22 protein-coding genes and 2 pseudogenes are annotated in these 24,884 nt (G+C 30.1%); 4 read left to right on the forward strand and 20 right to left on the reverse strand.

From position 1 onward, the window contains the following. Positions 1-22 precede the first annotated feature (22 nt). The 3 genes from dapA to dapD all read left to right on the forward strand — a co-directional run bounded on the left by dapA (position 23) and on the right by dapD (position 2,639). Positions 23-910, forward strand: a complete 888-nt coding sequence (dapA, locus tag IC758_RS17215) for a 4-hydroxy-tetrahydrodipicolinate synthase (RefSeq protein WP_227433724.1) — start codon at positions 23-25, stop codon at positions 908-910. Positions 911-977: 67 nt separating this feature from the next. Next, positions 978-1,727: a 4-hydroxy-tetrahydrodipicolinate reductase gene (dapB, locus tag IC758_RS17220; RefSeq protein ID WP_227433723.1), complete on the forward strand. Its 750-nt coding sequence runs from the start codon at positions 978-980 to the stop codon at positions 1,725-1,727. Between the two features lie 195 nt (positions 1,728-1,922). Next, positions 1,923-2,639, forward strand: coding sequence for a 2,3,4,5-tetrahydropyridine-2,6-dicarboxylate N-acetyltransferase (gene dapD, locus IC758_RS17225; RefSeq protein ID WP_227433722.1), 717 nt, complete (start codon positions 1,923-1,925; stop codon positions 2,637-2,639). Between the two features lie 265 nt (positions 2,640-2,904). On the opposite strand, the gene IC758_RS17230 is transcribed toward dapD, so the two are convergent. Beyond that, entirely contained in the window at positions 2,905-3,894 is a 990-nt protein-coding gene (locus tag IC758_RS17230; protein WP_227433721.1) for an SPFH domain-containing protein, read from the reverse strand. A gap of 336 nt (positions 3,895-4,230) precedes the next feature. Between IC758_RS17230 and dapB (IC758_RS17235) the strand changes: the two genes are divergently transcribed. Beyond that, a complete protein-coding gene (dapB, locus tag IC758_RS17235) occupies positions 4,231-4,986 on the forward strand; it encodes a 4-hydroxy-tetrahydrodipicolinate reductase (protein WP_227860635.1) in 756 nt (251 codons plus the stop codon). 183 nt (positions 4,987-5,169) lie between these two features. On the opposite strand, the pseudogene IC758_RS17240 reads toward dapB (IC758_RS17235), so the two are convergent. The 19 genes and pseudogenes from IC758_RS17240 to prdR form a co-directional block, all read right to left on the reverse strand. Then, a pseudogene (locus IC758_RS17240) lies at positions 5,170-6,081 on the reverse strand (exosporium protein); the annotation flags it as partial. Positions 6,082-6,229: 148 nt separating this feature from the next. After that, positions 6,230-7,447, reverse strand: a complete 1,218-nt coding sequence (locus tag IC758_RS17245; protein WP_227433718.1) for a DUF4179 domain-containing protein — start codon at positions 7,445-7,447, stop codon at positions 6,230-6,232. Between the two features lie 56 nt (positions 7,448-7,503). Further along, positions 7,504-8,037, reverse strand: a complete 534-nt coding sequence (locus tag IC758_RS17250) for a sigma-70 family RNA polymerase sigma factor (protein ID WP_227433717.1) — start codon at positions 8,035-8,037, stop codon at positions 7,504-7,506. Positions 8,038-8,294: 257 nt separating this feature from the next. Further along, positions 8,295-8,834 carry a hypoxanthine phosphoribosyltransferase gene (gene hpt / locus IC758_RS17255; RefSeq protein WP_227433716.1) on the reverse strand — a complete coding sequence of 180 codons (540 nt, stop codon included), beginning with the start codon at positions 8,832-8,834 and terminating at the stop codon, positions 8,295-8,297. A 315-nt stretch (positions 8,835-9,149) separates the two neighbouring features. Further along, complete coding sequence (locus IC758_RS17260) at positions 9,150-10,457, reverse strand: serine dehydratase subunit alpha family protein (protein ID WP_227433715.1); 1,308 nt, start codon at positions 10,455-10,457, stop codon at positions 9,150-9,152. 409 nt (positions 10,458-10,866) lie between these two features. Beyond that, positions 10,867-12,642 carry a sigma-54 interaction domain-containing protein gene (locus tag IC758_RS17265; protein ID WP_227433714.1) on the reverse strand — a complete coding sequence of 592 codons (1,776 nt, stop codon included), beginning with the start codon at positions 12,640-12,642 and terminating at the stop codon, positions 10,867-10,869. Further along, on the reverse strand, positions 12,639-12,776 hold the full coding sequence (locus IC758_RS17270) for a hypothetical protein (protein WP_167639843.1): 138 nt from the start codon (positions 12,774-12,776) through the stop codon (positions 12,639-12,641). The genes IC758_RS17265 and IC758_RS17270 overlap by 4 nt, the downstream gene beginning before the upstream one ends. Before the next feature lie 77 nt (positions 12,777-12,853). Further along, positions 12,854-13,423, reverse strand: a complete 570-nt coding sequence (locus tag IC758_RS17275; RefSeq protein WP_227433713.1) for a class I SAM-dependent methyltransferase — start codon at positions 13,421-13,423, stop codon at positions 12,854-12,856. 183 nt (positions 13,424-13,606) lie between these two features. Beyond that, positions 13,607-14,242, reverse strand: a complete 636-nt coding sequence (locus IC758_RS17280; protein WP_227433712.1) for a single-stranded DNA-binding protein — start codon at positions 14,240-14,242, stop codon at positions 13,607-13,609. A 644-nt stretch (positions 14,243-14,886) separates the two neighbouring features. Beyond that, on the reverse strand, positions 14,887-15,768 hold the full coding sequence (locus tag IC758_RS17285; protein ID WP_227433711.1) for a TSUP family transporter: 882 nt from the start codon (positions 15,766-15,768) through the stop codon (positions 14,887-14,889). Between the two features lie 118 nt (positions 15,769-15,886). Next, complete coding sequence (locus IC758_RS17290) at positions 15,887-16,894, reverse strand: proline racemase (protein ID WP_021386243.1); 1,008 nt, start codon at positions 16,892-16,894, stop codon at positions 15,887-15,889. Positions 16,895-16,913: 19 nt separating this feature from the next. After that, positions 16,914-17,387, reverse strand: coding sequence for a glycine/sarcosine/betaine reductase component B subunit (locus IC758_RS17295; protein ID WP_255606343.1), 474 nt, complete (start codon positions 17,385-17,387; stop codon positions 16,914-16,916). 26 nt (positions 17,388-17,413) lie between these two features. Then, positions 17,414-17,881 (reverse strand): glycine/sarcosine/betaine reductase component B subunit, encoded by a 468-nt coding sequence (locus IC758_RS21075; RefSeq protein WP_003422094.1) that lies wholly within the window; start codon positions 17,879-17,881, stop codon positions 17,414-17,416. Positions 17,882-17,895: 14 nt separating this feature from the next. Next, positions 17,896-18,654 carry a proline reductase cluster protein PrdD gene (prdD, locus tag IC758_RS21080; protein ID WP_255287823.1) on the reverse strand — a complete coding sequence of 253 codons (759 nt, stop codon included), beginning with the start codon at positions 18,652-18,654 and terminating at the stop codon, positions 17,896-17,898. A gap of 79 nt (positions 18,655-18,733) precedes the next feature. Next, positions 18,734-19,459 carry a D-proline reductase (dithiol) protein PrdB gene (gene prdB / locus IC758_RS17305; RefSeq protein ID WP_079739805.1) on the reverse strand — a complete coding sequence of 242 codons (726 nt, stop codon included), beginning with the start codon at positions 19,457-19,459 and terminating at the stop codon, positions 18,734-18,736. A gap of 40 nt (positions 19,460-19,499) precedes the next feature. Next, entirely contained in the window at positions 19,500-19,793 is a 294-nt protein-coding gene (locus tag IC758_RS17310; RefSeq protein WP_227433709.1) for a CBO2463/CBO2479 domain-containing protein, read from the reverse strand. Positions 19,794-19,874: 81 nt separating this feature from the next. After that, complete coding sequence (prdA, locus tag IC758_RS17315; protein ID WP_227433708.1) at positions 19,875-21,755, reverse strand: D-proline reductase (dithiol) proprotein PrdA; 1,881 nt, start codon at positions 21,753-21,755, stop codon at positions 19,875-19,877. Positions 21,756-22,065: 310 nt separating this feature from the next. Beyond that, positions 22,066-22,327 (reverse strand): annotated as a pseudogene (locus IC758_RS21275) (D-proline reductase (dithiol) proprotein PrdA); the annotation flags it as partial. 442 nt (positions 22,328-22,769) lie between these two features. Further along, positions 22,770-24,530 (reverse strand): sigma-54 dependent transcriptional regulator PrdR, encoded by a 1,761-nt coding sequence (prdR, locus tag IC758_RS17325; RefSeq protein WP_227433706.1) that lies wholly within the window; start codon positions 24,528-24,530, stop codon positions 22,770-22,772. Positions 24,531-24,884: the final 354 nt, after the last annotated feature.

The raw sequence follows: 24,884 nt of genomic DNA on the forward strand, positions 1-24,884 counted from the left end.
AAAAAGAGGGGATTGATTTTTTATGATATTTAAAGGTTCTGCTGTTGCTCTAGTTACTCCATTTACAAAGGATAGCAAAGTTGATTTTGACAAATTAGGTGAATTAGTTGAATACCAAATCGCTAACGGTACTGATGCTATAGTAGCTTGTGGTACTACTGGCGAAGCTAATACTATGACTGATGAAGAACAACTTGCTACTATTAAGTATGTTGTTGAAAAAGTTAATAAAAGAGTTCCTGTTATCGCAGGAAGTGGTTCTAATGATACTATGCACTCAGTTAATTTAAGTCAAGAAGCTGAAAAATTAGGAGTAGATGCTCTATTAATAATAACTCCTTATTACAATAAAGCCAATAAAGCTGGACTTAAACGTCATTTTGAAACAATCGCTAACAGTGTTAAACTTCCAATTATACTTTACAATGTACCTGGAAGAACTTGTGTTAATATAAGCCCTAGTCTCATAGTTGAACTTGCTAAGATAGATAATATAGTTGCTGTAAAGGAAGCTAGTGGGGACTTAGGACAAGTTGCAGAAATAGCTAGCTTAGTTCCAGACGACTTTGCTATCTACTCTGGTAATGATGATACTATACTTCCTTTATTGTCTTTAGGAGGTCAAGGAGTTATATCAGTACTTGCTAATGTTTGCCCTCAAGAAACACACGATTTAGTAGCTAAATTCTTTGAAGGCGATATAGAAGGTTCTAGAAAATTACAACTTGGTATGGATGCTTTAATCGCTGCTTTATTTATAGAAGTAAATCCTATACCAGTTAAGACTGCAATGAATTTATTAGGATTCAATGTTGGAGATTTAAGACTTCCTCTAGCAGAAATGGACCCAGCAAACTTAGAGGTATTAAAGAAAGAATTAGTTAACTTTGGACTAAAAGTTAATGCATAGTACAAATTAATGCATGATAAAAGACTAAGTTTGGTCAAAAGTTAGCCCTTAATCATAGGAGGAAATTATGTTAAAAGTTATAGCAACTGGTTATGATGGAAAAATGGGCAAGATTTTAGCCGATACTATAAGAGATGATAGTGAACTAGAATTAGTTTGTGTTGCAGCTAGAGGTATGGATAGCTGTGAAGGCAATCTTAAAATTTATGAAGATATGAATACTATAGTTGAAGAAGCTGATGTAGTTATAGATTTTTCTCATCACTCTAATTTAGATAATATTTTATCTTATGTTTTAAAAACTAAAACTCCTTTAGTAATTGCTACTACTGGATATAATGATGAAGAAATTAATAGAATACATGAAGCGGCTAAAGTTATTCCTGTATTCCAATCATATAATATGTCTCTTGGTGTAAATGTATTAGTGAAATTGGTTAAAGATGCAGCTAAATTATTAGAAGGATTCGATATAGAAATAATAGAAAAACATCACAACAGAAAAGTAGATGCCCCAAGTGGTACAGCTGTTATGATTGCTAACGCTATAAAAGAGGTTTTACCAAACGTTGAAAATAATTATGGTAGATATGGGCGTAGTGCAAAAAGACAACCAAATGAGGTTGGTATCCACGCTATAAGAGGTGGAAATATCGTTGGTGAACATGATGCTCTATTTGCTGGAGATAATGAAGTCCTTACAATAAGTCATCAAGCTCAATCTCGTGGTATTTTTGCAAGTGGTTCTATAGCTGCTGCTAAATACTTGGTTAAACAAAAACCAGGATTTTATAACATGGATAGTATGTTAGGATAGTAAAAATCTATATCACAAGTAAAAAATATAAACAAGTAAAAATATATGATATAACAAATAAATTTACTCAATATTATGCTAAAATAATAATGCTATTAAAAAATAAATAATAGTAAGTATATACTAAAGTTGATAAATTAGTATATCTGAGTATATAATAAAAGAAATATAATGAAATACAAGGAGAATTAACAAATGGTAAATTTAAACGATGCTTATGAAATAGCAAGATATATAAAAGAAGTTAAAAAGAAAACACCTGTTAAAGTATATGTAAATACTAACTCTTTACATTTCCAATCAACTGATAAATTTAAAGTATTTGGAAACAATGGTTCTTATGTATTTGTAGGTGACTATGAAGATATAATGGAAGTATTAGATAAACATGGTAACGATATAATAGATACTCATGTGGAATATGATAGAAGAAATTCTGCTATTCCTCTAAAAAATACTTTAAGTGAACATGCAAGAATCGAACCAGGTGCAATAATAAGAGATATGGTTACTATAGAAAAAAATGCTGTTGTAATGATGGGAGCTGTTATAAATATAGGAGCTGTTATCGGTGAAGGTTCTATGGTAGATATGAATGCTGTTATTGGTGCTAGAGGTACTCTTGGTAAAAATGTTCATTTAGGCGCTGGTGCTGTTGTTGCTGGTGTTTTAGAGCCACCTTCTGCTACTCCTGTTATAGTTGAAGATGATGTTTTAATAGGAGCTAATGCAGTTGTTCTTGAAGGTGTTAGAATCGGTAAAGGTGCTGTTGTTGCAGCTGGTGCTGTTGTAACTACTGATGTAGAAGCTGGTGCTGTTGTTGCTGGTTCTCCTGCTAAAGTTATAAAAATGAAAGACGAAAAAACGGCTGACAAGACTAAACTTATGGAAGACCTTAGAAGCTTAGACTAATTATAAAATAATATTATTGATTAAAAGGTGTCTCTATATGAATTTAATTCATTAGAGACACCCTCTTTTTTATAGCTATTTAATTTATCTTTGTTACATCCCCTTAATTTACTTGCATGCAATTTAAACATTTTTAATTTATTGATTTTCTTACACTCTAATTAAAATATCCTTAATTTACTGATTTTCTTATATACAAGCTAAGCACTCTTGACTTTATTACATATTAATTAAATACTCTTAATTTAATGATATTACTTTTATACTAATAAATTGAGCCACTATTTACTACTGGTTGTGCATCTTTATTACCACAAAGAACAACCAATAAATTGCTCACCATAGCTGCTTTATGTTCCTCATCTAAAGTCACGACATTATTCTCACTTAAATTAGTTAATGCCATCTCTACCATACTTACAGCCCCCTCAACAATCTTTTTACGTGCTGCTATTATAGCTTCTGCTTGTTGGCGTTGTAACATAGCCGCTGCAATCTCTGGTGCATAAGAAAGGTGAGTAATTCTTACTTCACATACTTCAATTCCTGCAATATCTACCCTAGATTGTAATTCTTTTTGTAATTTATCTGCTATCTCTTGACTACTACCACGAAGAGATTTTTCATCACCATCTTCAGACACATCATATGGATAAAGTCTTGAAACATTACGAATAGTTGAATCACATTGAATTGATAAAAAAGTATTATAATTATCAACATTAAATACAGCTTTAGTTGCATCTATAACTTTCCAAATTACAACAACACCTATTATAATAGGATTTCCTAATAAGTCATTAACTTTTTGTTTTTCATTATTAAGAGTCATTGTTTTTAAAGATACTTTCTTTCCTCTTGGATTAGAGGATATATCTACTTTTTCAGTAGATGAAGATTTTGATACATTAATTCCTGATGATGTTGGATTTACTGCTGAACAAAATGGATTTACCCAATAGTATCCTTCTTTTTTTATAGTTCCATAGTAGTTCCCAAATAAAACTAGAACTATAGCTTCTTTTGGGTTAATCATTTTTAGTCCAAAGCACAGTATAAAATCTATCACTATAAATAAAATACTTAAAACTAACATAAACGAACCTATTCCAGTGAATCCATTGTCAAGTTTTATTATTCCAAAAACCATAACACCTATTGAAACTACTAAAAACAAGATAATCATTATCAAAGCTACTACTCCATTAAATGCTTTAGCATCCTTTTCTTGATAAGTTTTTTCTTCATTTAACATAGCCACCTCTCCCATCTTATTATATTAAGTTAAGATACTTCTAATTTAATAATATCACTTTTAATGCTCAAATTGTTGGGTTTAAAATTAATACTCTAAATTTATATATTTTTAAAGATGTATCTTTATTGATTTTAATATATTAATATTGATTTTTAAGTAAATTTTAAGATATACAAACTTATATTTAATATATGTTAAATATAAATAAAATTTTTTAATATCCAGCAAATTATAAGTTTATTATGACTAATATTATTTTATATAAATTATATTAGTGATAAAATAAACTTATAGAAATATAACAAATTTTTATTAATTTCATAGGAGGATTTTATGTTAAAAGTTATAATTAGCGGTTATAATGGAACGATGGGAAGAGTGTTAGCAGAATGTGTAAAAAAAGATAGTGAATTAGAGTTAGTTTGTGGTGTAGCTAGGTCTGCTGATGAAAATACTTATCATGGTGATACGAAACTTTTTAAGACAATGACTGATGTAACTGAAAAAGCTGATGTTATAATAGATTTCTCACATCATGAAACTTTGAACCCAATCTTATCATACGCACTAAAAAACAATACCCCTGTAGTATTAGCTACTACTGGATATGATGAGGATGAATTAAATAAAATAGAAAAAGCATCAAAAAATATTCCTATATTATTATCCTCAAATACATCTCTAGGTGTAAATATTTTAATAAAATTAGTTAAAGATGCATCAAAAATGTTAGAAAGCTTTGATATTGAAATCATAGAAAAGCATCATAACAGAAAGGAAGATGCTCCTAGTGGTACTGCTAATATGATAGCCAATGCAATTAAAGAGGTCTTACCTGAAAGTGAAAATAGATATGGAAGATATGGTAGAGATTGTAAAAGGAAATCAAATGAAATTGGAATACACTCTATAAGAGGTGGTAATATAATCAGTGACCATGATGTTATATTTGCAGGTGATAATGAAGTTCTTACATTAAGTCACCATTCTCAATCTGATGAAGTCTTTGCAGATGGTTCTATAGTTGCCGCTAAATTTTTAGTTGGTAGAAAGTCTGGGCTTTATAAAATGTCAGATATATTAGGATAATTTTTTTATACATAATAAATCTCAATCTATTTATAAATAGATTGAGATTTTTTAATATACTTTCTAAAAAATTATAACCTCTACATCATTTTCTTTCTTGTTAACAGCACTTTTCAGTTAATATTTTACCTACTGTTATACATTACTATATTTGCTATTTTATATTTTTTCCCCTATGGCAAATTATTGTATTCTATATACTGAGACAAATCCAGCCGCTGAAGTCCCTGATGTAGTTGAATTAAAAGTAAAGCTTAAAGTAACAGCTGCTGCTCTGGCATCGACTAAGAAATCTAACCCTACACTTACATCTGATGATGTAAGTGTATTTACTGCTTTTGCAATAAAGTTACTTTGAGCAGTTCCATTAAAGTTAGTAGTGATTGACATATATCCTGCAAGTGAAAGTGTCGCACGCACACCAAAAGATACATTGTATATACCTCCCACTGCAAGATTTATAGTACTACTTGTTGGTAAAGTTATATTAGTTCCATTTATAAATGATGAGTTAAATGTAACTAATGAGTTATTTGTTAAGGTTGTAGAAGACACTACAAACTGTGCATTATTTGACGCCAACACTCCTGTTGCTCCTGTTGCTCCTGTTGGACCTGTTGCTCCATCTGCTCCTGTTGCTCCTGTATTTCCTGTTGCCCCTGTTGCTCCATTTGCCCCTGTTGCCCCTGTTGGACCTATTGCCCCTGCTGCTCCTGTTGGACCTGTTGCTCCTATTGCCCCTGTTGGACCTACTGCTCCATCTGCTCCTGTTGCTCCTGTTGCTCCTGTTGGACCTGTTGCTCCATCTGCTCCTGTTGCTCCTGTTGCTCCTGTTGCTCCTGTTGCTCCTGTATTTCCTGTTGGACCTGTTATTCCATTTGCTCCTGTTGCCCCTGTTGCCCCTCTAGGTCCTGTTTCTCCTGTTGCTCCATTTGCTCCTGTTGCTCCTGTGTTTCCTGTTGGGCCTGTTATTCCATTTGCTCCTGTTGCTCCTGTATTTCCTGTTGGGCCTGTTATTCCATTTGCTCCTGTTGCCCCTGTTGCTCCCTTAGGACCTGTCGGACCTGTTGGTCCTGTTGGTCCCGTTGGCCCTACATCTTGATATAAACTTGGACCTAAATTGTCTTTGTAATCATCCATATAATAAATCCTCTCTATTTTAAAATTAGAGCAATATTATACAAGTATCTAACATTGCTCTATATAATTATATGAACAGACAATTTATTATGTGATAATACATCTATTTACTTATATCAACATCTATACTTTGATTTTTAAATTCTATTATATTATTAATTTCTTTACTCCAATCTTCTATTGTTGGCGTTATTTTTAGGTTTTTAACATCTTTCTTAATTTCATACTCTAAAGAAGATTCAATATAATTACCCTTAGAGTAACTTAAGTCATAACCTCCTGCTCCACTAAGTAATTCTAAATCTTTTCCTCTTCCATCTTTAAGTGCAAACTCAAGTATCTTTGGTGTATCATCACCTTTATTGAAATTATATTTGTTAGTTTTAAATCCATAAATCACTCTGATTTTCGTAGGAGAGACTCTTACTTCTTTTAAGACTAAATCTACATCAATATTTTTATTTTTTAATTTTACATTTTTATCTACATTATAAACTCTTGTATCTTTGACTATATTTGAACCATTTATACTTGTATTAAATGTCCAATTCCCGCTAAGATAGCCATTTAGGTGTTCACCCTCTACTCCTCCCATATTTCCTATCTCTATCTCTTTTGATGTTTTTATATCTTTATTTAATTCATACTCAACTTTATTTATACTTATATTTATATCATAGTCTTTATTTAAATCCACATTTTTTAGTAAATCAAAATTTTCAATATCGCCTTTTCCATCTCCATCTTTATCCAGATTATCAAGCTTACAAGTCATAACCATATTAGTGGTACCATCTTTATTTTTTTCTGATGTGGAAGGACCTGTTATTGAAACAAAATTCATATCTCCAACCTTTATTTTGATATCATCAATTCCTAAAAATCCTTCTTGTTTCTTTAATCCCAAAGCATCTTTATCAAGTTTGCTATCATCAACACTTATATTTAAAAATAATTCTCCATCGCCAAGCATAATCTCATTTAACTTTATATCTATTCCTTTATCTGTAGCAATATCATCTACAATATTTTTATAAGGTTTAAGTTCCTCAGTATCCTTATTAAAGAAATATTCTATCTGCTTTCCAAGATGTTGCATATATGCTAAGGTAGTTTCATTAGTAAATGCAGTTGAACCTAAAATAACCACTGATAATCCTCCTACTAAAGCATATCTCTTAAAATTATTCTTTTTACTATATTGAACCTTAGATTTCATTCTCTTCTTCATTTCATCTTTTTCTTTATTACTTAATACAACATCATCGTATTTTTCTATATCTATATTTGTTTCATTAAATAAATCAAATTTATCTTTCATAAAAATTCTCCTTTTATTCTATATTTTCTATATTTAAATTCTTAATTATCTTATCTCTAAACTTTCTTTTTATTTAAATGCAGCCTCAACTTCTTTCTTCCTCTTGATAATCTATTATGTAAGTTTTCAACAGTGGTTTCATTTTGTATAGCTATATCCTTTAGTGATATATCTTCTAAATAATATCTTCTAAAAATTTCTGCATCTTTATCATTTAATGTGCCTATAAGGTCATTTATTTCCTCTTCAATTTCTCTCATACTCAACTCTTTATCTATATATGGTATTTCTTCATGTTCTATATTTAAATAAGTGTTACTACTTATATACTTTTTCCTATAATTAATCGCTCTGTATTTAGAAATAGAACCTATCCAGTTTTTAAAAGAGTTTTTTTCATTATCAAATTTTTCTATGTTATTCCAAATTGCCAAAAGCACATCATCAATACATTCTTCCTCATAAATTTTAGCATTCATAAGAGTCCTTCTAACTATAGATGCTATAAAATTCCCATACTCATCTATAAGCATTTCCATACCCTTTTCTTTTTTCTTTATTATATTTTTAATTATCAATTTATCCTCCAAGTTAACTCCTCCTTTGTAAAAGCTTCTACAACTACTAATACAATTAAAAATCGTATTTCCTATCAAATTTTTAAAATTTTTTATATTTCCAAACACAGAATTAAAACTTGGATAAAACTATCAAAACAATTTTACTATGTTGGACTTATAGCTTGATATAAATAGAAGATAATTCCAAATCAGACCTAAAAATAAAAAGGTACCTCAATATAATTTATCAAAATCATATCGAGATACCTATAAAATTAAATAATTGCTTATCTATCTTCATCAGTTACATTAAATATATAAGGAACATTCCTATAGTAATCCCCAAAATCAAATCCATATCCTACTACGAATTTGTCTTCTATCTCAAACCCACAATAATCTGGTACTAAATCAACCTTTCTTCTGCTTGGCTTGTCTAAAAGTACACAACATTTTAAACTAGCAGGATTTTTAGCTTTTAGATGCTTTAAAACAAAATCCATAGTTAAGGCAGAGTCAGTAATATCGTCTACAACCAATACATCATATCCTTTTATATCAGTAGTTACATCTGAAACAACCTTAACTGTTCCAGTGCTTTCTTCACTGTTTCCATAACTAGAAGTAGTCATAAAGTTGACTCTAAGAGGTAAGTTTATATTTCTAACTAAATCTGCACAAAATATAAAACTTCCTTTTAATAGAGACACAATCATAAGATTTTTATCTTTGTAGTCCTTCTCTATAATTGCTCCTAATTCTTTTAATTTATCATTAATTTTTTCTTCTGAATACAATACTTCCCATTTTTTTGTTTCTATATCCATAAAAAGACCTCCAATTGTAATAATCCTTCTTAATTTTATAAGAGATTGCTCACTTTTTCAATACTCTTATTCAATATTAGCCAATATTATTGAGTTTTTAAGTATATTCAACAATTATTAACAAGATATTATCTATTTTAAGTAAATCATATATCTCTACTAAATCATATACTATATATTTTAGACAAAAAAGAAAAAACTTGCACTAGCAAGTTTTTCCCATTTATACATAATCATAATTTATTAGAGGGTACTAATTAAATTTATTTATATCAGCTTTACTATATATTGCAATATAAGAAATATTGTAATATATTAATCAACTTTATTCATGTCATTCATTACATTTAATATTATCTCATCTGTTATAGACATACCTTTATCACTTACTCTTCCTAAGTTTTGTATACTTTGCTCAACACTTGAACCAACTATACCATTTAATGGTGGTACAAAACAGTCTTGCTTAGCTATTATAGCACTTTGTATTGCAGCAGATGCAGCAGATGATAATTTTAATGCACAACCAGCTTTTGCTCCGTCGCATATCATTCCACTTAAGTCAGCTATCATATTTTCTATTGCACCTTCTATTTGTTTTTCGCTTCCATCCATAAGCCAAGATATACCAGCAGTTGCTCCAGTAGATGCTGCAACTCCACAGCCACATACAGCAGATAATCTACCTGTATAATTCTTAATATAACCAGTTACTAAATGAGATATAGCTAAAGCTTTTGCTAGTCTTTCATCAGATTGTGGGAATTTTTTGTTGTAAGCAACAATTGGAAGAATTGCTGTTAATCCGTGATTTCCACTACCATTTGAACTCATAACAGGCATTTTTACTCCTGCCATTCTTGCATCTGAAGCTCCAGCAGTTAACATCATTGCATAGTTTATAACATCATTACCTAAAAGACCTTCTTCCATAGACTTTTTGATTCCGTATCCAACACCAATTCCAGTCTTTTGTTTCAATCCATATTCAGCCATTTCTTCATTCATTTTTACTCCATCTAGTAAAAACTCTATATCTTTAAAATCAATGCCTTCTACATTCTTTATTAATTCTTGTATAGTTACAGTATCCATTAAGCTCTCAACTTTTTCTGCTGAAGCATTTGAAACTGATACTTTTGGTTCATTATCCAATAATACTTCTCCATCTTTTTCTAAAAATGTAAAGTTATCATGTTTAGTTCTTATTCTAACTTTAGCATTATGATTTGCTCCTTTTAATGCAACTTCTATAAAAACTTTCTCTCTTGTATCAGCAGGTGTTATTGATAAAGGAGTATTGTCCATATAATCTTCTGCTATTTTAACTTCTTCCTTTGTTAAAGTTTCTAATACACTTAATCCGTTTTCAGAATGTCCTCCTATTATCCCTAGAGCTGCTGCTATTTTTAATCCTAATCTTTCAGTTCCTGGTATACCTACACACATACCATTTTTATAGATACTAGGGCTAACTAACATGTGATTTTCTACTATTTCTTCTCCTAGTAATTCTTTTGCCTTTGCACATGCTAGAGCTAAAGCTACTGGTTCAGTACATCCTACTGCTGGTTTAACCTCTGCTTTTAACATTTCCACTAATTCTTTTCTTATATCTCTCATTATATATAAACCTCCCAATTAAGTTTAATTTTAGTACTTAAATAATTTTATTAAATAATTTCTTATCTATATTTATAGCAAAATACATGCCACATTTTTTATTTTTTTCAATTTTTTCACTTTGATATTGTATATCCATTGAAATAACTGCTTTTAATTATATTTTTTTTTACTCAGATATAGATTTTATATTTTTTTTACTCGCTAAATAGATGACAATTTCGCAAAAAGACAAAAAAAAATCTCAAAATGAGATTCTATATCATTTTGAGACGATTATTATTTTAATAGTTACTATTTTTTAGATTCTCAGGATTTAAGCATCCACTACTCTTTATAGACTATTGTTATTTGTTTACAGTTAAATTTTATATCACTTTTTATTGTATTCTTATATTACTTTATATCACTAAGAAATTATATTGTATTTTTCAATTTTTCTATATAATGTGGCTCTTGATATTCCAAGTGCCTTGGCTGTTAATTCTTTATCTCTTTTATAATCTTTGTATTTATTTAAAGCTTTTATTATCTCAATTTTCTCAAGTTCTTCTAATGGAATTATCTTATCACTTCTAACTTCTAATTCTTCTATTGATGTATTTTTAATCTTCTGAGGAATTACATTCATCGTAATTATTGGAGATGAAGACATATTCACACTGTATTCAATAATATTCTGCAATTCTCTTATATTCCCTGGCCACCTATATTCAATCATAGCATCGACAACCCTAGTATCTATATCGATAACATTTTTATCTAGTTTTTTTGAGTATTCTCTAATCATATGCTTTATTATAAGTGGTATATCATCTTTTCTTTCTCTTAAACTTGGGAGCTTTATTGGTATGACATTTAATCTATAATATAAATCTTCTCTAAAAGTTTCATTCTGAACCATTTTTTCTAAATCTTTATTTGTCGCAGCAATAATTCTTACATCTATAAGAACATTAGATTTACTACCAATCTTGTTGAGCTCTTTTTCTTGTAATACCCTCAACAACTTTGACTGTAAATGCAAACTCATATCTCCTATTTCATCTAAAAATATGCTTCCTTTATGGGCTATTTCAAACATACCAAGTTTTCCACCTTTTTTAGCCCCTGTAAAAGCACCTTCTTCATATCCAAATAATTCACTCTCTAATAAATTATCTGGTATCGCTGCACAGTTTACAGCTATAAAAGGATTATCTACCCTATTACTATGGTTGTGTATAGCTCTTGCAAATAGCTCTTTACCTGTTCCACTTTCACCAGTAATAAGTACTGTTGAAGTAGATTTAGAAGCCATTAAGGCTTCTTTTTTTGAATTTCTTATAGCCATACTCTCTCCAATTATATTTTCCAGTTTTATCTTATAATCTTTATTCATCTTATTGTAGTTTTTTATAGCATCTCTTTTATCTATAAAGTCAATAACATATCCTTTTAGTTCATTTTTTAATACTATTTTATTGATGTTATATATCCCTTTTGAATCATATCCGTATCTCCTATAAAAAAAGCTACATGATTTGTCCTTCTTAAAGTTATTTATAGAAGGTTTCTTTATAAAATCTAGCTCAGTGAATATATCTTTCCCAGTTATATTGTCCTTTAGATTGAAAAGCTCTTTAAACTTTGAATTATATTTATCAATCTTACCATCTACATCAATGGACACAACAGCTTTATCCATATTGTTTAATAAAGTCTCTAATTTTTTCTTTTCTAATTCTAGTTCGTACGTTTTAATTTGAGCTTTTAGTTTATTGGATATCAAGTCTGCCATCTTACATAAAAAGTTTATAAGTCCACTTTTATTATTTTCTATAATCTGTGCTTGTTCTTTCGTAAATGCTATAAGACCTATAACACCATGAGACTCTCCATCACATATAATTGGGCAACATACTTCTGCAAACTCCACACAGACATTATTTTTATAACATTCTCTACATATATCACTGCTCTTTGGGTCATCAATTAGTATTGTAATTTGTTCTGTAAGTGACTTTTTAAAAGCTGTATATTTATCTACTTTTTCACCTATTTTATCTACATATATACCTGTCCCCGCAATCCTAAATAAGTCTCTATTTACTATAGTTACATCTATATTGAGTACTGAAACTATAGCTTCAGCTATGTTCTGAATATCAGATTTTATATATTCTAAATCTATCATAGTTATCATTCCTTATTTTTTCTTAACATAAGTATTTGTCTTATTTCCTTAAGGATTAAATATATCTTATTTAAAGTAAATTGAATTGACATTAGGATTACAAAGAGCATAACAATTATTATTAACTCATAATTTATTTCCATATCTACATCTCCTTATAACAAAAGACTAGGCTTAACCTAGTCTTTTATATTATATCCATATTTATATTTTAACTCATTTATCTTCTTTTTCCCACATAAATATATTTTAATTTATTTGACTCTTTAATCATACCATCAAAATTTAATCTTGAAAATATATTAAATACTTCATGTGGATAGTGAATCTTTGCTACAGAACCACAAAATTTATGCTTAAGATAGTTTAGTTTAACTTTTAAATTTTTTAAGTTTAAATCTTCTAATATAACCTCTCCATTACCTTTTAAAACTCTTTGTATTTCAGATGAAGCTTTTTCACAATCTGTAATAACATTAAATTGGTCTACTATTATTATCTTGTTGAACTGATTATCATCAAACGGCAAAAACTCTAACTTACCTTTAACTACATTGCAATTTTCATTATATACTAAAGAATAACATACATCTTCATAGTTACTATTCTCTAGTATAGTCACAGAAGTACCAAGACCTCTTAATCTCTTGCCTAGGTTTCCTATATGGCCAACAAGCAATATTTTATCCCCTACATTATACTCAATTGTATCCAAAAAACATTCTAATTCATCAGATGTATATTTAGCTTTAACTGGCTGTCTATTTATCTGATATAATATGCTTTTCACAATGCTTCACCTCTTCATTTTCTCAATTATAAATTATGTACAGATTACATTATAATAAATGGCGAGCAACTATTCAAGAGATATTTCATTAGTATTTTTTTAAACAATCTTTATTTATTTTTAATATATTATTATAGCAAATTTATTAGTTTTTTTAATGAAAAAACAATATATTTTTAATATTTAATCATTATTATTTTCATCTAATTTTTTTATTTTTGATATAGATACTTCATATGCCATTTTTTTCACTACATTATCCTCATCTATTTTTTTCTCATACTCTCTACTTTGAACTCTACCCCAAAGCTGTATTCTATCACCAACTTTTAAGTTTTTTGCAAACTTTGCATTTCTCCCCCAGACTATTGATGGTATATAATCAGATTTATTATAAGGTCTGTTTATAGCTACCAATAAATCAGTTATTTCCCTTCCTAAAGGAGTTTTCCTATACACAGGCTCTTTACATACATACCCATCTAGAAATATGCTGTTTGGGTCTTTATTTTCCTCTTCTATAGCCTTTATTTCTCTAACAAATACTGTAAGCACTAATCTATTTTTATTATTTAAGGTTTTATTATATGATCTCAATTGACCTACAACATTGACTAAATTTTGTTTATTGATATCAATATCTTGAAGAAGTCTCTCTGACACAGTCATAGGAAGTGTATCAAAGGAATCACTTAGTCTGTTTATCTTTATTTTCACATTATAAAATTTCTCTCCAAATATCTCATGACTAAATTCTAGCTTATTGTCTAACTCCCCTCTTAAGTTTACTACGTTATTCTCATCTTTAACAGCTATCATATTTTATCCCTCCACAATTGTTAATTCTTATATTTCTGGTATCAGCTTATATAATAAATATATTTGTGAGTGATGTATTTTATTACAAATCTTTGATTGCTGTTTAAAACTTTTTATTTATTTATAAATTTCATTTAATCTTTTGATTTAAAGTTTGTAAAACTATTATGGATTCATACAATATATTATTTATTTTAATCAAAATTAATTATTAAATTACTCCTTATCTACTTTTAAGTCATATATAACTCAAGGCTAATTTATACACATAAGCAATATCAATATTTCAAATTAATTCAAATGATTCAGATAACTATCAAGTCATTATAAACTCAATTTTCTTCAATTATAAGTTATATTCGACTTATTATACTAATATTTTTGTTAATATACATCAATATATTAACTTTTTTTCTTATATCTAGTATTAAATTTAAATATTTAACTTCAGTTTACACCTTAACTTTAGAAAATATAGCTATATTTATACTTAATTTACTAAACTTATATATATGTTGTATAATTGGCACACTAATTGCTTTATATAATTATATCTAATAAATAAAAAACTGCCTTAGAACATTAATATTAACGTTCCAAAGCAGTTTATAATTTTTATTGTTAGCTGTAATATTTAATAAATACTAAGCAGTCTTTTTATTTTTATTTGCAGCCATTATCATTGTAGCAGAAGTGTAAGCTATAACTATTATTACTAATGCTTTTAATATATCCATTGGTAAAGTTTTTACTATATATGCTGCTACGAAAACCCCTATTAAACCACAGATAGCTATTATAACTGATGCTTTTTTAGTATATGCATCTTCTTTTATGAATTTCATACTTGCAACTGGCATTAATAATGCACAAGAACCCATAACTATTGGGAACGCAACTTTTGCAGACATTCCTAAGAAGTAAACCATTGCCATACCTGGAGCATATAGTCCTATACCAGCTGTCATTAAAGCACCTAGTATAAAGTTACCTACTACACCTATTACTAACTTAACACCAGTAAGACCTAATTCATTTCCTCCACCTGGTAATACATTAACCCAAGGATGACCTAATAACATTAATATTGCTGTTAATGCTAGAGTCACACCCATAACCATTTGTATCTTTCTTTCGTCCATTTTAGCTATTATTCCTGCACCTATATATGAACCAACTGCTGCTGCTACAACCATAGATACTAGAGTTACACCATCAACTGGTATGATTGATGTAAATATAAATGCTTCAGTAACAACTGGAATAGTATGTGCTACGTTTAACGTACCAGGCATTTTCTTATCTGGTATGTTTAATTTTAAAGCTTTTGACATTGCTATTGTTGGAGCAAATGAGCCTATTCCTAATGTATCAAAAAAATCTGTTATAAATCCTGTTACAGCAACTTTTGGAGTACTTTGTTCTTCTAGTTTCCCCTCTTTGTTTGCTTTAGCTACGTCTTTACCAAATACAACTGCAAAGATTGCTGCGAATACTACGTATAATGCCTTTAAGATTGCTACCATAATCCATCCTCCTGTTTTTTTATTTTTTTATATATTCTGAATCTTATAGCCTAAAAGCTATAGAATAGTAACCAGCAAGAGGTTACTATTCTATTTTAATTTCCCAATTTATTTGTTTCTATTTAAGAATAAATCCATGTTTAAGTGGATCTTCTTCATCTATTACAAAGTGATTAAATCCAGTTATATAAGCAGAACCACTTATTTTAGGTACTACAGCATTGAAATCTGCAACTTTAGTTTCTTCAACTATTTCACCTTTGAATAAAGTTCCTAATATACTTTCATATACGAATTTTTCTCCTACTTTTAATTCACCTTTAGCATGTAAAGTAGCTAATTTAGCACTTGTTCCAGTTCCACATGGAGATCTGTCAACTTGACCTTGACCAAATATAACTACGTTTTTGTAAGTAGCTTCTGGATGAGTTGGCTCATCATATATTTCAACTAAATCTACAGTTTTTATATGAGCTAAAGTTGGATGTTGTATTTCTATTTTTTCGTTTATTATATCTCTAAGTTTCATAGCTAGTTCAGTTAATTTACCAGCATTTTGAGGTTCTATTTTTAAACCTAATTGACTTGCATGTATTATAGCAAAGAAGCTTCCACCAAATGATATATCAAATTTAACTGTTCCAACACCTGGTAAGTCAACTTCAACACCTTCTTTATATAAGAAAGCTGGTACGTTTAAGAATGATACTTCTTTAGCTTTTCCATCTACAACTGTAACGTCCCCTCTTATTATTCCTGCTGGAGCTTCCATAACTACATGAGTTATAGGCTCTACTGCTGGAACTACACCTGTTTCTATAGCTGCTGTCATAGCTCCTATTGTACCATGGCCACACATGTTAAGGTATCCGCCACCATCCATGAAGATTATTCCAAAGTCAGCATCTGGGCAACAAGGTTGAGTCATTACAGAACCAAACATATCATTATGTCCTCTTGGCTCTAACATTATAGCAGTTCTTAAATAATCTAGATTTTTTTCTAAATATTCTTTTTTCTCAGGCATAGAATTTCCTTTTATGTTAGGTATTCCACCTACAACTATTCTAGTTGCTTCTCCTGCTGTATGAGAGTCTATAGCTTGTATACTTCTGCTAAATTTCATATCAAATTCCCCCTTAGGTTTATTTTGCGTTTTTACGCATTTTTAGTTTTAGAAAAGCTAATGCTTTTTTTACATCAACTTCATCCAAGTGATTGTCTCCAACTACTTCTGTTTCTATGTAGCCTGTTGTCTTTTTATAATCAATTATGGTAGCTTTATCTAAATACTGATTGGTAACTACTAGACCATCTGCTCCCATAATAGTAAGACCTACTGTAGGTATGTCTGATTTTACAAACTCTGATATAGCATTTGTAAAATCAATATGCTGGTTTCCTGCCATATCTAAGGTTATAATCACTCCATCAGGTCGCAATGCTTCAACCCATCTTCCAAGCCTGGCTGATAAAAAGGATTTCCATTCATTGTGCTCTGATGTACCAACTACAACTACTCCTAGCAAATCTACGTCAGGATCATTGTCTATTAAATCAAGTAATGGGTCTCTAAAAATCTGAAGTGATGTGTTTTTCATTGATGTAGAAATTCCCACAAAACTCATCCCCTTACTTAAATTTTTTATCCATGCTTTCTCATTTTTAATTTTAAAAATGCCAAAGCTTTTTTAGCATCAATCTCATTTGTGTTGTTTTCTCCAACAACTTCTGTCTCAATACCTTCTTTTGATTTGTTCATATCAACTATGGTATCCATATATTGATTGCTTACAACAAACTTAGCTTGAGTACCATTAAATGTTACTCCAACTACAGGTATATCTCTTTTTCCTATTTCTTCAAATGTATTAGCATAGTCAACATGTGAGTTTCCCCAACCATCTGAAGAGACTATAGCTCCATCTACTCTCATAGCTTCCAGCCAAGCAGCTGTTCTCTGTCCTACAAAAGTTTTATTTTCATTTCCATCTGGAGTTCCTACTACTATTACTCCAAGTAAATCTACATCCTTATCACTTTCAACTATATCCAAAAGTGGGTCTCTAAAGTGATGAAGAGATGTTTCTTTTGTTGAAGGTCCTATTCCCATAATATCCACCTCTCTTAAGTCATAGCTCTAAGGGCACCATCTCTATATTCATTAGGAGATATAATCATAGGTACATTTCCCATATCTATAATTGATGTTCCTCCTTCAAAACCACTAGGTTCCTTTGAGAATAACTGATTGTCATACATAGCCCCTTGACCTGCTATTTGTTTTACTATGACAACCTTTTTTGCATTTGGTCGAATTTTGTCAAAATATTCACGAACTTGAGTAGCATTTCTTCCGTCTTCCATTTTCAAAGACGTTCTTATTTCTTGTATAAAATCATCACATGCTTTAAATGCTGCAAGTGGAAGTGTTCTTTCAAAAGGTAAACCTCCCTTAAGAGTTACATCCACATGGATTATATAGTCTTCAACTGATGGAGTCCCATATCTACCAAACACCATTTGTTCACTCAAAATTCCTTCTGAGGAACCAAATTCATGCATTTGATTTCCATCTTCGTCTGCACCAGTTAGCATTACATATACACCAGTTAAAGTATGTGTAATTCCCTCTCCCAATCTGCCTAAAACTTTGGTTGATATTGGTATAATGTCCATAATAGTATTAATTTCCCTGTCATAGTCTCCAGGTTTTATAATATCTACTTTTATATCTGTTATTAAATCTTCTCTTGCTTTTATTTCATCTATACTTGATAAATCAATTGTAAGTACATCTTTCTTTATAGAAGTTTTTGAACCGAAATTAACTTCATTCATATGAAACGGTTTTATAACAAGTCTTCTCATTATTTTTTCTTCCATAATAGCCACCTTTGTTCTTAAAACCCCTCTCCTAATTATGTAGGAGAAGGGTTTTGTATTTTCAAATATAAATTACATTTTAAACGTGAGCTTTATATTCGTATGGTAATGGAACTATCTTACCAGCAGATGGTATAGCAACTAATTGCTCTAATGTATCTCTTAATATATGTGTTTGCATTTCTATGTTATGTGGTTCACCAGCATTAGCACCCATTGGAACTAATGGAGCAACTGCTCTAGGAGTTCCGTTTTGTCTAACTACTGGAGGAAGAGCTGCGATTATTATTGTAGGTATTCCAGCTTCCTCTATTGCTCTCTGCACGATCACGGCAGTTCTATGGCAAGTACCTCAGCCAGCTGTCATGACTACACCGTCTACTCCCTCTTCTTTAAGTTTAGCAGCGATAGCAGGACCAGTTTCTTCAGTGAAGACATGTTGGTTTCCTCCACCACCCATGAATGCATAGTGCATAGGAGCTACTGCTTTTATAAATCCTTCTGCAGCTAATTCATGTAATCTATCTATAGGGAACATACAGTTTATATCTTTATTTACATCTCCATTATCGTATCCACCATGTGATACCATCATTTCATCAACTGTAGCTGTGTTAGGTACAGCTCTAAAAGTAGTATCTCCTGCTAGATTGAATCTCTTGTCAGATTTTAAGTGAACACCAGCTGCTGTAGCTAAAGCTATAGTCATATCTTTTAATTCTTTAGTTACAGGAGTCCAAACTGGAGGAGGTGTTATTGGAACAAATATTTCAGATTGAAGTCCTTGTACTGTTGTAAGGCTCATATATTTCCTCTCCCTTCTATTTTCAAACGATTAATTATTATTATTTTTCTTCTTCTTGCTTCTTTTTAGCTTGCATTTCTGCTTGCTTTTCTTTTTCTCTCCTAATATTTTCTACATACTCATGATTAGGTTCTGGACTTAATACCTCAGGATAGCTTAGCATGAATCCAACCTCTTGACCTATCTTAAGTTCGTAGTCAGTTATAAGCATTCTATTAGGTATTTTAAATTGTCCAAGTCTACCTTTTAGGTCTATAGTTACTCCACCACCCATGATTTCGACTATAACACCCTCATAAAAAGTCTCTGATGAGATATATTTTAATCTATCCATTATAATTTTACCTCTCTATACTTATTTTAAACTTGGATCTAAATTTATATTGTTATCTAAATCTTAGTTATTATCTAAATTTTAGTTTTCGTCTTTTTCGTATATTTCTCTTCTCTTCTTACTCATTGGTAAAGATTGCTCATTATCTTCTAATACTATTTTTTCTCCTGTAGCTTTTTCTATAGCCTCTATGTTATTTAACTTAACATTTGGATTCCATTTTCTTTCAGGAGCTTTAACTTCTACACCTGCAATAGCATTTTTAAGCATAGCCATGATTCTTATAGCCTCTTCTGGAGCTAATGTATTGTTTGATAATATTTCATTTTCTATACCTTGCTTAGACTTGTTATTGTCTACCATGTGAGTCATGTATTTATTACCAACAACTAGAGCACCTTGAACTGCTGAATAAGTTACACCAACTACTGGTATACCTCTCATACCTATTTGCTCTATGTGAGATGCGAAATCTATATGGTTGTTTCCGAAACCTTCAGTAGTTACTACAGCTCCATCAACTTCCATAGCTTCAACTAACATACCTAATCTCTTAGATACATAGAATTTCTCAGCATTTACTTGTGGAGAACCAACAAATACAACACCTACTAAATCTATTTCTTCATCTTGCATAGCTCTTATTACTAATGGCTCTCTCCAGTAATGTCTTGACATTTCTTTTGATGCAGGTCCTATACAAGTTAATGCATGGATACCACCATCTAATACTTCAAGTGGAGATAATACAACTGGCATGTTTCCTAAGTCAACGTTTGGTTGAGCTCCTAATGTACCAACTGGTTCAACTGGTAATATTAAGTTATCATGCATTGCACCTTGTCCCATTATTTCTTTTATAACAACAACTTTCTTTTTACCTTCTCTTCTATATTGCTCGATTACTTCTTCGTCTACTACTAAAGAGTTGTCAACTTTCTTTAAAGCTTCTCTTATCTCTTGAGTTATATAATCAAAAGCACGGTGAGCAGCTAAAGGTCCTGGTCTTTCCATGTTAGTTCCAGCTTTTATTGTTACTTGACCTTTGATGAATATTTCACCTTTGTCAGCAGCACCTGGTCTACCCCACATTATAGTAGTGTTTAATTCACCTTCTGAAGAACCGAATTCACCTATTTGAACTCCATCTTCATCTGTACCAGTTAATACCATTATAGCTCCATCTATAACTCTTGTTATACCTGAACCTAATTCGCCTTCTTCTTTAGTAGCGATTGGTTGTATATCTAATACAGCCTCACTGTAAGTTTCATACTTATCAGGAGTTATTATTTCTAATTTAACATCAACAACTAATTCTTGAGTGTCATTAGCTTCCTTACATATTTCTGCTGCATTTCTGATGTATAAAGTAGTTCCTTCTATTTTAGTTTCATCAGCAAATTCAACTTTGTCTATTTTAAAGTGTTTTTTAGTTAAGCTTCTTAATAATTTCTTTTCTTCAGCTTTTGGAGCTACTTCTGCTACTGCACCTGCTACTGGAGCAACAACGTTTGCTACTGGAGCAACAACTCCCGCTTGACCAGCTACTGATAAAGGTATTTCTAAGCTTATATCTTTACCTTCACCTATGTGTATTTTAACTGTTTCACCTAAAACTCCTGTGCTTACTGGCACTACTGCTTCTAAAGCTGCTGGAGCTTCTTCTACTACTGCTTCTTCTACTACTACTTCTTTAGCTTCTCCTGCTTTGTATCCTTCTACATTTTCTGTAGTCATTGGAGATAGAGCATCTAAAGTTTCTTTTAACTTAGCTCCTAGTACTTGACCTATAGTTAATCCATTTTCTGGTATTGTTAATAATCCAGAATCCTCTAAGTCTGCAAATATTGCTGGATCTTCTAAGTTTTCTGGTGCTATTATTGTTCCCGCTTCAAATCTACAACAACATACTGCTGGGTCATTTGCATGGGCTTGAGCTGTTTCTAAAGTTATTGACATAGTATAAAATACCTCCTTACATTATTTTCTTATTTATTATTTTAAATCTCGATTCCTCAACAGGTAACCCCTTAACTGAGGAATCAAGTAAATTAAAACCGGCTTTAATAGTTATATTTCAACTATTATTTTTGTGGTACTACTCCCATTTGAGCAGCTATTTTCAAAGGTATTTCTAAGTTTATATCTTTACCTTCTTTTATGTGTATTTTTATTACTTGACCTGTTGTAGCTTGAACTGTAGCACCTTGAGCTGGCGTTACTTGAGCTACTGGAGCTTCTACTTCTTTAGCAGATTCTTCAGCATCTGTTTTTGCTACTTTATATCCTTCTACATTATCTGTAGTCATTGGAGATAATGCGTCTAAAGTTTTTGTTAATTTAGCTCCTAATACTTGACCAACTGTTAAATGATTTTCTGGAATAACTAATAATCCTGAATCTTCTAAATCTCCAAATATTGCTGGGTCTTCTAAGTTTTCTGGTGCTATTATTGTTCCTTCTTCAAATCTACAGCAGCATACTGCTGGATCATTTGCATGGGCTTGAGCTGTTTCTAAAGTTATTGACATAATAAAATGCCTCCTTCATTTGATTTTTAATTTATATTGATGCCCTAACACTCTTAATAATTAACATATTTACTGTTCCCTACTAACAGCCCTAAGTGTTAAAACTTTTCAACTTACATAAATCGTCATAATTAATACTATTTTTTTCTCATTTGAAGTCACTTTATATATAAGCAATTCCTATGCCAACTTATTAACAAAAAGATATTTTCTATAATACAACCTTCCTCTATCGCTATTTTTAGCCAAATATTATATAACTATTTATTTACAACACCCTGTTTTTTATGTTTGGAAACATTTTCTCAAAACAAAAAAAGTGTCAATTAATCAACACTTTTTTATTTTTTTTAACACAGTCACATATATCATACTACTCCAAACATTGATTTTGCTTGGTTTCAAATTAAAGATTATTATTTTGTCAAAATTTAGTCATGTGTCATATTTTAGACACATCTATTTTATACTGATCTATCTTATAATATAACGTAGTTCTTGGTATGTTTAATATTTTAGCAGCTTTAGCTTTATTTCCATTAGACATTTTAAGTGCCTTTGTTATATTTTTTACTTCAATCTTTTGAGTAGCTTTCGTCAAATCTAGAGGATATTCTTCTTCCTCTGTATTGTTATTTCTAGAATCCATCATATAGCTTGGTACATCATCTACTTCTATTCTAGGATTTTGGGATAGGACAACAATATTTTCAATTGTGTTTTTTAATTCCCTTATATTCCCTTTCCATCTATAATTTTGAAATATATCAATTACATCTTTACTTATTGTAAGAACAGGCTTATTGTTTTGTTTGCATATTTCTTCCAAGAAACTATGCACTAATAATCCTATATCTTCTTTTCTCTCTCTAAGAGGTGGTATTTTTATTTCTACAACATTTAATCTATAATATAAATCTTCTCTAAATTTTTCTGCTTTTACCATTTTTTCTAAATCTTTATTAGTAGCTGATATTATTCTAGGATTTATTTTTATTGTAGTATCTCCACCAACTCGCCTTATTTCTTTTTCTTGCAATACTCTAAGCAATTTAGCTTGCATACTAAGAGGTAAATCTGCGATTTCATCCAAAAATACTGTTCCATCCTTCGCAAGTTCAAATATACCTATTCTACCTTTTTTACTTGCTCCAGTGAATGCACCTGATTCATAACCAAAAAATTCGCTCTCAAATAATTCATTTGGTATAGCACTACAGTTAACAGGTATAAATTGACCTTTTCTCTCACTATAATCATGAATAGCTCTAGCAAATACTTCTTTACCTGTACCACTTTCGCCCCAAATGAATATACTACTGTTGGTTCTAGCTACTTGTTTTGCAATCGCTTTCGATTTTTCCAATTTATAACTTTTACCTAAAATCTTGTCAAAGCTACCTTTAGATAAATTTTTTACTTCATCTTTTAAATATTTTAATGTATCATTTACTTTTTCAAGTTCAAGAGCTAATATCTTAGCTTCTGTAACGTCTACTTCAGTACATACAACACCAATGAATTCTTCTTTATAAAATATAGGATTTGCATGAACTAATGCATACATGTTTTCTTTTTTGTCAGTAAAATATAAATCACTCATACCGACTTTACTATTTAGTACTTTTTCTGAAATAGTATTTTCCAAAAACTCGTTCATCGGTCGACCCACTATGTCTTCAGACTTTATATCATACCTTTCTTCCATAAAATTATTCCATAAAATTACAACACCTTCATTATTTATAGCACAAATTCCTTCTTTAATCTGACCTATAATGTATTTTAAAGTTAATCCATAATCTTCTAAATGCATGTATAAATAATCTCTAATATGCTCTTGTTTCAAGACACCAATGATTTTATTATCTCTAAGCACAGGAAGAATACCTATATTTTTTAATATCATTATATCTCTACACTCATCTAAGGTTAAGCCTTCACTGACATATATAACATCTTTTTTCATTATAAGTTTTACTGGTTGGCCTTCATATTTTTTATGCATCTCATAAAGATTATGTATATCAGTCATAGATATAATTCCTTTTAATTCACTAGATGAATCTATTACCATTAGAGTTTTTGTATTACTTCTTATCATTTCTTTTATTGCACTTTCTATTTTTGTGTCTTCGTCTATAGTTGTAAATTTTGTATCCATTACTTCTTCTACTTTTTTTACTTCTGGTATCGAAAACATAAAGTCCCCCCTTTATAGTAGTACCTCATCAAAACTTATTTATATATATTTATTCTAGCATATTATAATAATAATTTATTGAATAATTAATATTAAAATTTCTTAAGAGATTAATATCTAAATTTGTATAATCACTAAAATTGACTTATAATTCATACAAATAAAATCAAATGAATTATATACTTAGTACATTACTTTTTCAATACTATTTTCACCTTCAAACCATTTTTCTATTCATAAAACAGTTAGTGTACACTTTAAAATAAGTTATACTTACGCAAAAAAAATGTCTCAAAACGATTTTTAAATCAATTTGAGACAATGTATTTTTAAACTTAATAAGTAATAATCTAG

It is taken from the genome of Clostridioides sp. ES-W-0016-02 (assembly GCF_020641035.1).
Lineage (GTDB): Bacteria > Bacillota > Clostridia > Peptostreptococcales > Peptostreptococcaceae > Clostridioides.